The organism is Ensifer sp. YR511, assembly GCF_900103045.1.
GTDB classification, from domain to species: Bacteria; Pseudomonadota; Alphaproteobacteria; order Rhizobiales; family Rhizobiaceae; genus Ensifer; species Ensifer adhaerens.
Genome location: NZ_FNGR01000019.1, coordinates 25,604 through 40,121, shown reverse-complemented (window position 1 = coordinate 40,121; position 14,518 = coordinate 25,604). Strand labels below are relative to the sequence as shown.

At 60.9% G+C, this 14,518-nt stretch carries 14 protein-coding genes; 5 read left to right on the top strand and 9 right to left on the bottom strand.

The features are described 5' to 3' along the window. Window position 1 precedes the first annotated feature (1 nt). Together BLU15_RS40110 and BLU15_RS25865 are read left to right on the top strand one after the other, a co-directional pair. Window positions 2-394 (top strand): response regulator, encoded by a 393-nt coding sequence (locus tag BLU15_RS40110; protein WP_244495237.1) that lies wholly within the window; start codon window positions 2-4, stop codon window positions 392-394. Between the two features lie 105 nt (window positions 395-499). Continuing rightward, window positions 500-1,138: a response regulator transcription factor gene (locus tag BLU15_RS25865; RefSeq protein ID WP_090299325.1), complete on the top strand. Its 639-nt coding sequence runs from the start codon at window positions 500-502 to the stop codon at window positions 1,136-1,138. Window positions 1,139-1,326: 188 nt separating this feature from the next. Here the strand turns inward: BLU15_RS25865 and BLU15_RS25860 are convergent, their stop codons facing one another. The 9 genes from BLU15_RS25860 to BLU15_RS25815 form a co-directional block, all read right to left on the bottom strand. Continuing rightward, the gene (locus BLU15_RS25860; protein WP_090299323.1) at window positions 1,327-2,058 is read right to left on the bottom strand and encodes an SDR family NAD(P)-dependent oxidoreductase; all 732 of its coding nucleotides are present in this window, start codon (window positions 2,056-2,058) and stop codon (window positions 1,327-1,329) included. A gap of 71 nt (window positions 2,059-2,129) precedes the next feature. After that, window positions 2,130-2,711 carry a TetR/AcrR family transcriptional regulator gene (locus BLU15_RS25855; RefSeq protein WP_090299320.1) on the bottom strand — a complete coding sequence of 194 codons (582 nt, stop codon included), beginning with the start codon at window positions 2,709-2,711 and terminating at the stop codon, window positions 2,130-2,132. A 448-nt stretch (window positions 2,712-3,159) separates the two neighbouring features. After that, window positions 3,160-3,795 carry a response regulator transcription factor gene (locus tag BLU15_RS25850; RefSeq protein ID WP_034791784.1) on the bottom strand — a complete coding sequence of 212 codons (636 nt, stop codon included), beginning with the start codon at window positions 3,793-3,795 and terminating at the stop codon, window positions 3,160-3,162. 140 nt (window positions 3,796-3,935) lie between these two features. Beyond that, complete coding sequence (locus BLU15_RS25845) at window positions 3,936-4,409, bottom strand: RidA family protein (RefSeq protein ID WP_244546814.1); 474 nt, start codon at window positions 4,407-4,409, stop codon at window positions 3,936-3,938. A 275-nt stretch (window positions 4,410-4,684) separates the two neighbouring features. Next, window positions 4,685-5,536, bottom strand: a complete 852-nt coding sequence (locus BLU15_RS25840) for an alpha/beta fold hydrolase (RefSeq protein ID WP_090299463.1) — start codon at window positions 5,534-5,536, stop codon at window positions 4,685-4,687. A 268-nt stretch (window positions 5,537-5,804) separates the two neighbouring features. Further along, on the bottom strand, window positions 5,805-6,944 hold the full coding sequence (locus BLU15_RS25835; RefSeq protein WP_244546813.1) for an adenylate/guanylate cyclase domain-containing protein: 1,140 nt from the start codon (window positions 6,942-6,944) through the stop codon (window positions 5,805-5,807). A 246-nt stretch (window positions 6,945-7,190) separates the two neighbouring features. Continuing rightward, window positions 7,191-7,385: a GNAT family N-acetyltransferase gene (locus tag BLU15_RS39875; protein ID WP_210187465.1), complete on the bottom strand. Its 195-nt coding sequence runs from the start codon at window positions 7,383-7,385 to the stop codon at window positions 7,191-7,193. A gap of 192 nt (window positions 7,386-7,577) precedes the next feature. Beyond that, window positions 7,578-8,507, bottom strand: a complete 930-nt coding sequence (locus BLU15_RS25825; protein WP_090299315.1) for an MBL fold metallo-hydrolase — start codon at window positions 8,505-8,507, stop codon at window positions 7,578-7,580. A gap of 630 nt (window positions 8,508-9,137) precedes the next feature. Then, window positions 9,138-10,733, bottom strand: a complete 1,596-nt coding sequence (locus BLU15_RS25815) for a winged helix-turn-helix domain-containing tetratricopeptide repeat protein (protein WP_090299312.1) — start codon at window positions 10,731-10,733, stop codon at window positions 9,138-9,140. Window positions 10,734-10,961: 228 nt separating this feature from the next. On the opposite strand from BLU15_RS25815, the gene BLU15_RS25810 reads away from it, so the two are divergent. The 3 genes from BLU15_RS25810 to BLU15_RS25800 all read left to right on the top strand — a co-directional run bounded on the left by BLU15_RS25810 (window position 10,962) and on the right by BLU15_RS25800 (window position 14,515). Continuing rightward, entirely contained in the window at window positions 10,962-11,714 is a 753-nt protein-coding gene (locus BLU15_RS25810) for an SDR family oxidoreductase (protein ID WP_090299309.1), read from the top strand. Between the two features lie 114 nt (window positions 11,715-11,828). Beyond that, complete coding sequence (locus tag BLU15_RS25805; RefSeq protein ID WP_090299305.1) at window positions 11,829-12,923, top strand: HlyD family secretion protein; 1,095 nt, start codon at window positions 11,829-11,831, stop codon at window positions 12,921-12,923. Then, window positions 12,920-14,515, top strand: coding sequence for an MFS transporter (locus tag BLU15_RS25800; protein WP_090299302.1), 1,596 nt, complete (start codon window positions 12,920-12,922; stop codon window positions 14,513-14,515). Before BLU15_RS25805 ends, BLU15_RS25800 begins: the two co-directional genes overlap by 4 nt. Window positions 14,516-14,518: the final 3 nt, after the last annotated feature.

Below are 14,518 nucleotides of genomic sequence, written 5' to 3'. Positions count from 1 at the left end.
GATGGCTTTGCCGCATCGGCAGGTCGTCGCGATCGTTGACGACGATCCGAGATTGCTGGAGTCGCTGGAGGATCTGTTGGAGTCGGCCGGCTACTCGGCTCGCAGCTTCTCGTCTGGCCGATCGCTACTTTCCGCTGGGCTCCCGGGTCTCGATGCGCTCATTACGGATATAGGGATGCCGGGAATGGACGGGTTCGAACTGAGGGACCTGGTCAAGACGAAAGAGCCGGGCCTTCCTGTTTTCCTGATGACTGGCCGGCACGAGATCGCCGATCAGTTGAGTGCGCGCGACCGGACGAGCTGCTTCAGAAAACCCTTCGACGCGCAGGTTCTGCTAGCGACGCTGGCCGCCGCATTGGGTGACCGGCACATGGAGGGAAACGATGAAACTTGAGATGCCGCTCGAACCGACGGTCGTTCCGCACGCGCACCGTCAAAGCGAACGCCCGCTCGTCGTGATCGTCCACGATGCATGCGGGACGAAACAGAGGCCAATCTGATGCAACACGCTCAAACCAACACGCAAGAGCCTGCGGAACCGATCGTTTACGTCGTCGACGACGACGAGGCCATGAGGGAAGCGCTGCTCGATTTGTTCATTGTGACCCAAAAACGGGTGACCGCGTTCTCGAATGGGCCTGAGTTTTTGGAGACGGCAGACATCCGGGCGCCCGGCTGCCTTGTTCTTGATTTCAACATGCCAGGGGGCACGGGTTTGGACCTCCAGGAGCATCTTTCTCTTGCTGGTAGCCGCCTGCCGGTGATCTTTCTGACGGGGCATGCAGATGTTCCGACCAGCGTAAAGGCGATGAAGGCTGGCGCCATGGATTTCATCACCAAGCCGTTTGCCGATCAGGATCTGCTGGAGGCGGTGGATCGTGCCATTAAGCTCGACGCCGAGCGCCGCAAGGTCGAGGCGGAACGCGACCGGATCCAGGCGCTGGCAGATACTCTTTCTCCTCGCGAGCAGGAAGTGATGTTTGCAGTTGTGAGTGGTCTGATGAACAAGCAGGTCGCCTACCAGCTCGGCATCAGCGAAATGACCGTGAAGCTCCATCGGATGAGCGTCATGCGCAAGATGCAGAGCCGTTCGCTGGCAGATCTCGTGCGAAAGACGGAACAGCTACGATGGAATTGAGCAACTCACAGGCCTGCAGGAAACCGGAGTTATGTAGCAACTGTACCAATGGTCGCGGTTAGGTCCGAAGCGGACATCCGGCGATAATCGCTCGAGATTGGAGCTTGCTTTCCACGAACACAGGAGTTCAACGTGCGGAACCGCGGCAACAGTGTCGGGGTCCCGCACATGGATGCGGTCGCGCTGACCTAGAGCGTCAGTCCACCGTCGATCGTCAGGCTTGATCCGGTCATGTAGGATGAAGCTGGGCTGGCGAGATATGACACCACGCCTGCTATCTCTCCTGGAGCGGCGACGCGTTTTAACGGGCTCCGGGCCGACAGCATTTCGATAGCGCCGGCATTCATGTCGGTTTCTGTTGGGCCTGGCTGGATGTTGTTAACCGTGATTCGCCGAGGCGCAAGATCGAGCGCAAGGCCTTTGACCATGGCCGCGACGGCGGCCTTGGTGAGCTGGTAGACACTCGCTCCAGGCGAGCCAGTGCTGATGGCCACATTGGAGCCGATCGTGATGACGCGGCCGCCATCCTTGAGATATGGCACGGCGGCCTGTATAGACAGATAGACACCCCGAACGTTGATGTTGAGCATCATGTCCAGTTCTTCCAGGCTTACAGATTCAACCGTGTTGATACGCAATATGCCTGCATTGACCACCACAGCATCAATTGGTCCAAGGAGGTCCACAGTCTTTGCCACGGCCGCGCGAATAGCCTCGGGGTCACCGCTGTCGGCTTGAATGGCGATAGCTCGGCCGCCGATGGACCCAATGTTCGCGACCAGTGCATTGGCACTGTCCCGACGCGACACGTAGGTGAAGGCCGTGTCGAAGCCGTCCTTCACCAGTTGTTCGACGGCTGCCCCGCCGATACCACGTGAACCACCGAAGACGAGTGCGGTTTTACGCTGATTGATCGTCATGTCATTCTCCTTTATTGACTGATCAGTCCATTATTGGGCAAAAGAATGCCTCTTCGTTTGAAGAGGCAAACTCAGGGCTTCAGTCGGTGGGTCGCGAAGCGTCCTATCGACCTGAGGTCTGACGCCGCAGCCCCGCTGCGTGCTGCCACTTGAAGTCCCGTCATCATCATCTGAACGAATGCCGACGCCTCTACCGGGTCAAGCCCGGGATCGACCTCTCCCAATCGTTGGCCTTCCTCGATCCGTTCGACGATACGTCGACCAAGCAGGGCGCTCGCCTTCTCTCGGCGCAAATTCAGTTCTTCATCCGTAATGCCGAACTCGCCAACGGAACCGACGCCCATACAACCAAGGGCGCGCTCGCAATCGTCATCAGACACCAGGCCAGTGAGCAGGTCCTCGATGCCTTTCAGTGGCGAGGTCGGCTCGCCGAGCCTCTTGAGGTGGCCCGAGTTGGTTCGCCGCTGATATGTGTCGAGCGCCTCGATATATAGGGTACGCTTGTCGCCGAATGCGCCGTATAGACTTTGCCTGCCGATGCCCATCGCCTCGCGCAAATCGTCGGTTGACGTCGCTGCAAATCCCTTCGCCCAGAACAGCCGTAAGGCCTTGTCTAAAGCCGTGTCGCGGTCAAACTCTCTTGGTCTTGCCATGGGAAAGGGTAGTAGCTGTTATTGACTGATCTGTCAATAATCTTGTCTAAAAGCCGGATGACCGCTCCTGGCGCAAAGCTGACAACGCCTCATCGTTTTCGGTTGGTGGTATTTGCTACATAATTCCGCAGGTGACGACCCTTGCCAGGGAAAGGGAGGCCGCCTGCCCATGGGCAAACGGCCCCTAGGTGTGCCGGCCTTTGGCAGTCGTGCCGCGGGGAGGGGGCTGCGACACTTAGATCATCACCTCCTAAAGAAGGTGCCGGCGAAGGATGATGATGAAAGCTTACGGTCTTTCACGCATCCGCATCACTATACATTCGTTTAGCGGGCCGTTCGCGGCGCGGAGCCGGTTGTCGGTCAGGACAAGCGATGCATGCATCCTAACCAGGGCGGCCGGAAAAGAGGCGTGGTCGATCATTTCCGTCTTTGAGCTCCCGCCGAGACCTCACTGCAGCAGTTCCGATTTCCTTACGAGGTCGCTGAAGGTCCGGGCCTGCATCTTCTTCATAGCGCTTGCGCGATGAAGCTTGACCATGATTTCGCTGATTCCCAGTTCGTATGCCGCCTGTTTGTTCATGAGACCTTCGGTGACGAGCTTCATGACCTGCCTCTCACGTGGGGTGAGACTGGCCGCGCACTGGCGGGCATGCTTTCTCCTTAGAGCCATATCCCGCTGCTTTTTTCCTTCCTCCATGGCTGCGGCGACCGCACAAAGTAGGTCGTCCACCTCGAAGGGTTTCAACAGGAAATCGACGGCTCCCGCCTTCATGGCGGTGACGCTCGTCGGGACGTCTCCATCGCCGGTCATGAAAACGATTGGAAGTTCGAAGCCTGCATCCGACAGTTTCCTTTGATACTCGATACCGCTCATGCCTGGCAGTTTCACATCGAGCAACAGGCACCCTACGGCCTCTGGATCGCCCCTTTCGTCGAAATCCGCAGTGTCGACGAACGCTTCGGCCGGTATTCCGGAAGAACCAAAGAGTTCAAGCAGCGCCGAGCGAATTCTCTCATCGTCGTCGATGATGTGGACCACGTTGACGTCGGTGGCGGTTTCGATGGGGTTTGAACGTTCGGGCATCGCTTAGCTCCCTTGATCGTCAAGAACCAACATCCGCCCATTTTATCCGCCGTGGTTTTGCTGGCTATAAAACGAAGGTTTGCCCTCCCGCGGGTTCGAAGACCGTTCCGTATGTTCCGTCAGCACTCGATGGTTTGCAGTCAGACGCTACAAAGCGAAACACACGGTGCGATCGCCCGAAAGGTGACCTCGATCAGCTGTTCGGGAAATGCCAGGCGGGAAACACCAATCAGGTTGCTCGCACACTCCGGAATCTCCGCTCCATACATTTCCTTGCGGACCCTGCCAGCGGCCGCAAACGCGGCGTCCACATCGAGTACGTAGAGTGTCTCTTCGACCACGTCGTCGAGTGAAGCGCCGAATTCGGCAAGGACAGTGACGGCATTGGCGTAGGTCTGCCGCATCTGCTCTTCCATGCTCGAAAAATCGACTGGTCTTCCGGCTGGGTCCAGCTTTGCCGGGGCCACGAGGTTGCCGGCCCTGTCGTGGCTTAGCTGTCCGGAGACATAGATTATGCCTTTAACCTGAACGGCCTGGGAATAGCCGTAGGCTTTTTCCCATGGCACACCGAAGTTTGCGGTCCGTTTGATCGGGGAACACATGAAATCCTCCATTCCTTCCGGGCGGGCGGTGGCCTCAACCGCTCGAAGCTCATTTCCGTTTCAAAGTCCGGTCGGTTAGACCTCTCATGACGTCGCTCTACCAATACGGCTGGGCCGGCCTTGCCGAAAGTAAACTGAAGTTTGGCTATCCAAATGCACTTGGCATCGAGGAGCAGTTCGCCGGAAAAATGCTCCCGGCGGCCGGCGGCGGATTTGCGGGCACTTCTGAGTGTGACGAACCCCCACCGTCTAGTGGAAAAAGGGCGCCTGAGGCGCCCTTTGACACGCTACTTGGTGATGAAGCTGAGGATGTCCTGGTTGATGACGTCCGCGTGTGTGGTCGCCATGCCGTGAGGGAAGCCCTTGTAAATCTTGAGGGTGGAGTTCTTCAGGAGCTGAGCTGAACGGGGGGCGGAAATCGCGAGCGGAACAACCTGGTCGTCATCGCCATGCAGCACCAGCGCCGGCACATCGATCATCTTCAGGTCTTCGGTAAAGTCGGTCTCCGAGAAGGCCTTGACGCCAAGGTAATGGGCGTTGGCGGCTCCCATCATCCCCTGTCGCCACCAATTGTGGCTGACCGCTGCGGACGGCGTGGCGCCTGGCCGGTTGAAGCCGTAAAAAGGGCCGTTTGCGATGTCGTGATAGAGCTGCGCCCTGTTGGCCGCAAGGGCCTCGCGATAGCCGTCGAGCGCCTCGATCGGAAGCCCCTCGGGATTGTTCGGCGTCTTCAGCATAAGCGGTGGCACGGCGCCGATCAGGACGAGCTTGGCCACACGCCCCTTGCCGTGACGGGCGACGTACCGGGTCGCTTCGCCTCCGCCCGTCGAATGCCCGATATGGATCGCGTTGCGCAGATCCAATTGCCGCACGAGAAAGGCCACGTCGGAGGCGTAGTGATCCATGTCATGGCCACCGCTCACCTGCTCCGATCGCCCGTGGCCACGACGGTCATGGGCAATGACGCGATAGCCTTTTGCGAGGAAGAAGAGCATCTGGTTGTCCCAGTCATCTCCGCTCAATGGCCAGCCGTGATGAAACACGATCGGCTGCGCGTCGCGCGGACCCCAATCCTTGTAAAAAATCCTGGTCGAGTCTTCTGTCGTTACGTATCCGTGACCGGGTTGCTCGGCTGTCATGGCCATTCCTTTCTGTGCTGGTCGTGCCGCATCAAATGGTGGTTTCGGGCCGCGATGCTCAGCTCTCGAAGCGCGGTCCTGCGGTGGGCGCCGTCGTTAACGGAGGACCGTTTCGACGCCCTGCGGGACCCTGTTTCTCCGGGAGTAACGGCCGGCATGCGACGTGAAGACGCTAGCAGCTGGCGTATGGCGGGAAAGGTATACCTTGGTTTCGGCGACCATTCGCGGCCGTTCAAGGGCCTGAACGTCAACGCGATGTCTCGGGACTTTAAAGTCGCAGGGCATGGACCTCAACGGCAGTTGCTATGCCCTCGAGCACGTGTCGCCCGAGGTGTTCGGTCTGCTCGTGGCAGGCTGCCGCGTCCACGAATTCTCCCGAAAGAAGGACGGGACGGCGCAGGCGTTTGGTCAGCGCCTCGAGCTTGAAGGCCCTGTTGACGGCTGACCCGATCACGGTGAAGTCGAGACGGTGTCTTGAACCGATGTTGCCATAATTGACCTTGCCGAGGTGGACGCCCATGCCGAAGCGCATTCGGTCGTCCTGCGGCCAAAGCCGGGATGCCGCCTGATACCCCTCCTGGACCGCCGCGATGAGGTGCATGCAGGCCTGCGGCCGGTCCATGGGAAAAACGGCGAGCAGACCGTCTCCGATGAACTTCAGGATTTCTCCGCCATGCTGTTCGATCGGCTCTCCGACAGCGTCGAAGAAGCCGTTCAAGATTTCGATCAGCTCGTCACGCGGCAATCGGTCCGACAGACGGGTGAAGTCCCTCAGATCACAGACGAGAATTGCTGCATTGATCGTGGCGCCCGTCCCTCGTCTGGTTGCGCCACGCAACACTTCTGCAGAGGCATGCGAGCCGACATAGGTGTCCAGTAACGTGCGAGCCAGCTGGCTCTTGACGCGGATTTCGGTGACGAGGGACAGCCAGGGCAAAAGCGCGTCGAACAGTTCCAGTTCCTCTGCGCAAAAGCCACCATGCCGGTCCGTCGCAAAGGTGAGGAGGTGGCGGCGGCCCTGCGTATGATCGAGAGGCCACGCGGCGTAGTCCGTGTGGCCGGCGTGCTTCAGTTCTTCGTAGACCGCAAAACGATGTGGACCGACGATCTGCAAATTCTGCCGAACCCGCAGCCCGCTGACGATCGCCAGTTGAAAGGGGCTGCGAAGGAAGGCGTCGGTTGCCTCGACGTCATAAGCGATGGTCTGGATGTTGGCGGTCGATTGTCCGCGCACCCAGGTCACGCGCGTACCCAGCCATTGCGGATGGTGCACGCGCAGATGAAGCGTTGCTCTGCTCAGCGCGACGCGGCAGCGCACGAGCCGACCGCAGAGCTCGGCAAAAACCTTCTCTGCCAAGGGCTCGTCGCGGATCCCGGTCGCGAGCCAGTGCAAAATCTGCTCGCGCATTTCAGTTTTTAGCTCCAATCCCATGGCCTCAACATACGCGCTGATGTGACCGCGAGAGACGTATACGAGCGTTTGAGGAGGGCAGGCGCGGTGCAGAGTGCGAACCCCGAGATGTTTGCCCAATACGCCTCTGTTTGCGGTCCGGCCTGATCTGCTTGGCGATCAGCAGATCAGGTCGCTGTATTCCGGATGCTGAACGGCATAGTTGGCCATGAACACGCATCGGGGCGCGACCTTCTGTTGCCGCTAGCGCAAGATGGCAAAGAGGCCGTTCGCGAGCTTCGTGGCAAATCCTGCTCCAGAGTATTCGAACGGCACCTCCGTGTGGATCAGCACCAGCACGCCTGCCTCCATGCGATAGTAGGCGGCTGCAATCGCATCCGCGTCGATGGAGAGTTCGAAGCGGCAATTTTGGGGATTATCGAGTACACGATGCGGCAAGTTTAATCTCCTCGCTGCTGTTGCAGCCATCGACCCGCAGGCCCCTTCAGGCTGGACCGTGGTCTTGTGCCGACGTTGCAATCCAACCAGGTCAACGGCCGATTGATGCCTCACGGCGCGCCGTGGGCAGCAATCGACCGGTTGTTATTAATTAGAGCAGTCGTCTGGTTCGCTCCCGACGGAAGCCTTCCGTCAGTAGTCCCACCAGGCCGGAACGAAGCGGTAAAGGTCGCCGGCGGTCGCTACACGACCGACCGATGGGAACGGCATGTGCGTGGAAACCAGCCAGGAGCCGGTCTCTGAAAGTTCTTTCATGAGCCGCAGTCGAACGCGGGTCGCTTCTTCGGGGTCGTGTTCGAAGCCGTTGTGCCACTCGGGGTGGTCGAAGGAGACGGGGAACAGGGCGTCGCCGCCGAACATCAGCCGCTCGCCGCCGGACGAAATGCGCACCACGCTGTGCCCGGGGGTGTGACCACCGGTACGGGTGACCACCACTCCCGGCGCCACTTGCGTCTGCTGGTCAAAAGTCCGCAGATGGCTGCGATAGGCATTCAGAAACTCAAGCGACGCTTTGCGCGCGAGATCCGCGAGCGCCGGTGGCATGGCGGTAAGCGAGAAGTCGGGCGCCTGCCAGAACTTGGTCTCGGCGGCGCACACATGGACGCGAAGATCCGGGCGCATCCGTTCCTTGACGCCTTCGACGAGGAGCCCGCCGACATGGTCGAAGTGCATGTGCGTCAGCACCACGTCGGTCACGGCGGCGAGATCAACGCCGGCGGCCTCCAATCGATGGACAAACTGTCCGGCCCGCGGGAAATCGGGATACTCCTCGCCCAGACCGCTGTCGATGAGGATCGTCTGGTCGCCGCTGCGCACGACAACGGCGTTCAGCGCCCAATCGAAGGCAACCTTTGAAAGAAACCTGTCGTCGAGCCAGGCGCCCCGCACCTTGGGGTCGGCGTTGGTGGCCATCGACTCGGCCGGCGGGGTCAAGATGCCATCGCTAATGACCAAGACGTCGATGTCACCAACCCGTACCGCATAGCGTGAAGGAACCAGCTCATCCGGTGCGGGTCTTTCCTGCGGAATGATCTTTAGGGAACTCGTTTGAACATTCGACATGATGTGCTCCTGTCGTCGCGGTTGAAATATGTCGGTCAGGATTACATCGCGGAGTCTAGATTCCGGTCTTTTGGCGGTCGAGCTACACCTGAGTATGGGACCACTGCCCGTCCCCGGGCGCCGTGAAGCGAGTCCAGCTCTTTCATCAGCGCGTCATGCGCGCGTGTTGCCCCGGTCAGCGGTGGGTGGAGTGGGTCTCCCCAAACCTGCGTATAGTTTCAGCGGTCCAGTCAATTGCCTAGGCTAGGTCCGGTATGCGCAGGCGGCCGTTGCTCGGCCCGAGACATCACGAACGCGATGATTGGCGCACCCGCAGGCGGATTGCACTCCATGACAGCCAAAGAGGTTAAATTGATCGCCCTGTCCGGTGCGCAGCCACTGTTGGACGTATCGGAATACTGCCGGCGCGCGGGCATCTGCGAAGCCGAAGAGCGGAGACTGCTTTTGCTCCTTGGGCGACAGGCGTCCTGCCACGAACTCCAGATGAATATCGTAGAGCGGCGAATGCGTGCACGCTAGCGACCCGTCACAGTTGCCGTGCCGAACACACGCCCCAGAACCTGTGGTGGTCCAGGCGCTGGACAATTGCACGGCGCGCGCTCGTCCATTGCGCGCCGCGAGCGGCCCTGGTCACTCCGGCAAGCCTGCAAACCGCAAGCCGTCGGCAAACCGCTTGAAATCGTCTGGCCGATGGATCGGCAGCCAATCGCGCAGATTGGAAACGCACAAGGCCGGATCAAGTTGCCGCAGGCGCTCCATGTACCGCCCTGCCTCGTCGGGACGACCGGCAAGCGCATGGCTGGCTGCGGCAAGTGCGACCGCGGCCAGCAGGCTCGGCAGGTTCGCAAGTGCCTTCTCGGCCCAGACCACCGCATCGTCGTAATTTCCGGAAAAGAAATGCGCGATCGCCGTTCCCGTCTGCATTCGGAACATCTCCGGATCGAGTGGGCTCAGGCGAACGGCATGGGTCAGATCCTTGATCGCGCTCTCCGTCTCTCCCCGAAAGACGCGCAGCACGCCACCCAGAAACCACGCGAGCGCGAAATTCGGATTGAGCAGCCGGGCCCTGTCGATCAAAGCGATGCCGGCGTCGAGATCGTCGGCGAGATGGCCGAGCGCATGCCCGCCTCTCGTGAGCGCCACGGCGTCGTCCCGGCCAAGCTCGACCGCGAGCCGCGCCAGTCGTGTGCCTTCCGCGATCTCTGCCGTGCGGTCGACCATCCAGCCGTTGAGCTTGCGCCAGAAGAAGCACCAGGCGGCGCCGCCATAGGCTGCGGCGAATTCATCGTCGAGCGCAATCGACTTGTAAAAGAGAGGTAGTGCCGCCTCGAGCGCCTCTCGGGTGCCGCTGTGCAGTTTTGCCATGCCGCGAAGATAGTAGTCGTAGGCGTCGAGGCTTTCGGTCGGCTTGCGCTTGGCGCGTTCGATCTCGATCCGTTCGAGTTGCGGCGCGATCGCGCCGACAACGCTTTCGGCTATCCCATCCTGCAGCTCGAAGATGTCGTCGAACGTGCCTTCGAAGCGCTCGGCCCAGAGATGCGCTCCGGTCGTGGCGTCGACGAGCTGGCCGGTGATGCGGACCTTGTTTCCCGATTTGCGCACGCTCCCTTCCAGTACGTAACGCACGCCAAGTTCGCGACCGACCTCGGCCGCCTCCACGGTCCGGTCCTTGTAGGTGAAGCTCGAATTGCGTGCGATGACGAACAGCCACCGAATGCGCGAGAGTGCGGTGATGATGTCCTCCACCACCCCGTCCGTAAAATACTCCTGCTCCGGATCGCCGCTGAGGTTCTGAAAAGGCAAGACGGTTATCGAGGGTTTTTCGGGCAAGGGGAGCGCCGGCGCCGGCACGCGTGCCTCTCCATCATTGTGATCGGCGACGCTCAAACCTCGCGCAGGGGCCTCGTTTCCAACGTCGACAAGGTTGACATCGCCGACGAAGCGGAAGCCCTTGCGGGGGATGGTGCGCACCAGATGCTGGTCTTCGCCGTTGTCGCCGATCGCCTTGCGAACCGCGTTTATGTGGCTGGTGATCGTCGATTCCGACACGATCCGACCGCCCCAGACGGCGAGCAGCAGATCATCCTTGCCGACGACTCTTTCTCGATTTTCGATGAGATGCACCAACAGGTCGAAGACCTGCGGACCGACGGCGACAACCTGCCCGCTGAGCGTCAATTCCCGGCGTTCCGGATCGAGCAGATAATCTGCGAACTTGAATTGCACCTTGAGGTCTCCTGGACGACTTCCCCGGCTGGCGATTGCCATCCGCGGATAACCAACACGCCATTGCGTCGTTAGACCATCCCGCCACGATCACACAATCGCTTGGACGGACAATCAAGCTATCCACAAGGGTAATTCAAGACAGGCCCAAGGACTTCCCTGGAGCATAGGGGCACTCTCAGCGCAGATCGACAGCAATGGTGCGGTCGAGAAAAGCAGAGTGAACCCATGAAGATCGTCGTCATCGGAGGCACCGGCCTTATCGGATCGAAACTTGTGAAGAGCCTGCGCGAGCGCGGACACGACGTGCTCGCTGCCGCACCAAATACTGGCGTCAACACGATTACGCGTGAAGGTCTGGCTGCGGCGATGGATCGGGCAGATGTCGTCGTCGATGTCGCCAACGCGCCGGTTTGGGACGACGAGGCTGTTCTCGAATTCTTCGAGACGTCGGGGCGCAACCTTTTGGCAGCGGAAGCTGCAGCCGGCGTTCGTCACCACGTCGCGCTGTCGATCGTCGGCAGCGAACGGTTGCCTGACAACGGCTATTTTCGAGCGAAGATCGCCCAGGAAAGCCTCATCAAGGCATCCGGTATTCCCTATACCATCCTGCGGGCCACGCAGTTTTTTGAGTTCGTCGGCGGCATTGCGCAATCGGCGACGGTCGACGGCGAGGTTCGCCTTTCGCCGGCGCTGTTCCAGCCTATTGCTTCCGACGACGTTGCCGCAGCACTTGCCGATGTTGCGCTCGCAGCACCGGTCAATGGAACGATCGAAGTTGCCGGACCGGAAGCCATGCCGCTCGATGAGGTCGTCAGGCAATTTTTGCGGGCAACAAAGGATGACCGAAAGGTCGTTCCTGACGTTCACGCTCGCTATTTCGGCGCGCTGCTGGATGACCAGTCGCTGACCCCCGGCAAGAACCCGCGGCTCGGTGCAATCCGCTTCGACGATTGGGTCGGCCAACAGGTCGGGCTTTGAAGTCGCAAGGACCGATATCCGCAAGGTGGTGGCGTCCGAGCGACGCGCGGCCCTGACATCCTCCTGGCAGCGCGGCCGCTTCGCAGCCAACCTATTTCAACGGGAACCGAGACAATGGATACGCTCGAGCACACGATTGCCACCGCCACGGGACGCGCCTCGACCGGCGTTGCCGAAAAGCGATCCAGCAAACGAAAGAAGATTGGCATGCTCCTATGCCTTAGCGCCGCGGTGGCCATTGCCGGCGGCTGGGCCTGGGCCCGTCCAGGCGACGAAGTATCGACGGATAACGCCTATGTCCGTGGGGACGTGACGTCGTTGGCGCCGAAGATCGCCGGCTATGTCGTGGCCGTCGAGGTTCAGGACAATCAAAGTGTTCGGGCGGGACATGTGCTTTTCCGGATCGATGACAGGGACTATCGGGCTCGCCTAGCTCAGGCGGCGGCCAATGTCGAAGCTGCCAGGGCCCGGCTCGTCAATGTCGATGCCGAGACAGAGCTTCAGCACGCCCTTATTCGCCAGGCCGAAGCCCAGAAGCTGTCGGCCGTCGCAGAGATGAATCTCGCCGCCAAGGCATATGAGCGCCGGCGCGAACTGATCCGCAGCAATACCATCAGCCAGGCACATGTCGACGAAAGTGATGCGGCGCGGTCGAAAACGCAGGCAGGCGTATCTGCGGCCTTGGCAACGATCGAGGCACAGAAGCAACGCATTGCCGTCCTTGCGGCGCAGCGTGAGGCCGCCGTCGCAGCCGTGGCCCAGGCCGAGGCTGCGCGCGATCTTTCCCAGATCGACCTCGAGAGCACGGTCGTGCGTGCCCCGGTTGGTGGCGTCATCGGCAACCGTCAGGTTCGTGTCGGCCGTTTCGTCGCCCCCGGCACTTCCCTGCTCGACATCGTTCCGGTCGACGACGTGTGGGTTGTCGCCAATTTCAAGGAAACGCAACTCGAGCGCATCCAGCCGGGTCAGCGTGTGCGGATCCGGATCGACGGGTATCCGGGGCAAGTCCTTGAAGGCACGGTTGACAGCTTTGCGCCCGGGAGCGGTTCAGCCTTCAGCCTGCTGCCGTCGGACAATGCAACCGGCAACTTCGTTCGCGTCGTCCAGCGGGTGCCGGTCAAGATCCGATTTGGCCGCAGCCCCTTGACTGGACGTCTCGTGCCCGGACTGTCCGCAAGGGTCGACGTGGATCTCGGGAGAGGGTCATGACCACGCACCTGCCCGCCACGATAAATCGCGAGGCGTCTGCACCAGGCACGTTGCTTGTCGCCGGCATCGTGCTCGCGGCGTTGACGGAGGCGATCGCCAGCACTGTTCTTTCGCTCGGCCGCGGCGACATCATCGGCGACATCTATGCGACGCCCGACGAATTCGCCTGGCTCGACGTCGGCTACACCGCCTTCAAGCTCATCGGCTTCATGGTCGCCGCTTCGATGCTCAACCGCATCCGGCCGCTCAGTCTCATCATCGGTTCGACGCTCATCATGGGGCTCGCGTCCGGGATGGCGTCCGCGACGACGTCGCTCAATCTCTTGATTGCACTGCGGGTCATTCAGGGGCTTGCCGGCGGTGTCCTTCTCGTTGCGGGGCAGACCACCATCTTCTTTGCCTTCCGGAGCGCCCATCAGCCAATCCTTCAGGCGCTGTTTGCCATGGGCGCGGTGGTCGCACCCGCCACGCTCGCCCCCGCGCTTCAGGGGTGGCTGCTCGACAGCCAGTCCTGGACCTGGATCTTCTACTGCAACGTCATTCTGTCTCTCGGCGCCGCCGGACTTCTCTTGATGGTCGAAGATCCGGCACCCACGACGACGAGGCAACGTCCCCTTGACTGGGTGGGTCTTTCACTGATTTCGGTCGCGCTTTTCTGCTTCAGCTATGTCTTCAGCCAGGGAAGCCGCTGGGACTGGTTCGAAGAGCCGCGCATTCTTTGGCTCTCGGTGGCTGGCGTGGCCTCGATGTTCCTGTTTCTCGGGCAGCAGGTGCTGCGCAAGGGCACCGGCCTCCACGACTTTACCCTGTTCAGATCGGACGATTTCGCCTTCGCCTTCATCGTCAGTTTCGTCGCCGGCGCGGCACTTTTTGGCAGCGCGTTCCTGATCCCGTCCTTCGCCGTATCCGTTCTGGCCTTCACGCCGACCGATGCGGGCCTGCTGCTTCTGCCGAGCGGCGCTCTCTTCGTCGGGGCCCTCATCCTGGCTGCCTTCCTCATGCAGGTCCGTCGGCTTCCTCCATTCGCAACCGTTCCCTTCGGTATCCTGCTGATCATGCTGGCCATGTGGATGCTGTCCGGTTCGACGAGTGAAAGCGGTGCCGCCGATATGATGGCCGCAATCCTTTTGCGCGGCCTTGGCCTCGGTTTCCTGTTCCTGTCGATCACGCTGATTGCCTTTACCAATCTCGACAAACGAAACCTCGCCTCCGGGATCGGGCTGTTCAACACCGGTCGCCAGCTCGGCGGCCTTGTTGGCGTTGCCGGGCTTCAGACGCTTATCGATCACAACGTCGCTGCAAATGTCGCGGTCCTGGGCGCGAGCGTCAATGCGGGCGGTCAAGCCGTCATCGAGCGTCTGGCCGCAACGACCGCCATGCTCGCGGCACGGGGCATGGATGCCGTTCCCGCCACCCGGGCCGCGATGGCGCTTCTCGGCCGGACCGTTGCCGGGCAGTCCATCGTGATCGCCTTCGATACGGCGTTCAATGCCGTGGCACTGCTCTTCGTCGTCGCCGCGCCCATGCTCGTGGCCATCAAGGTCGGGTTGGCCCGGCGCGCCAAAGCTCGCCAGACACACGCCGACCGTTGACCG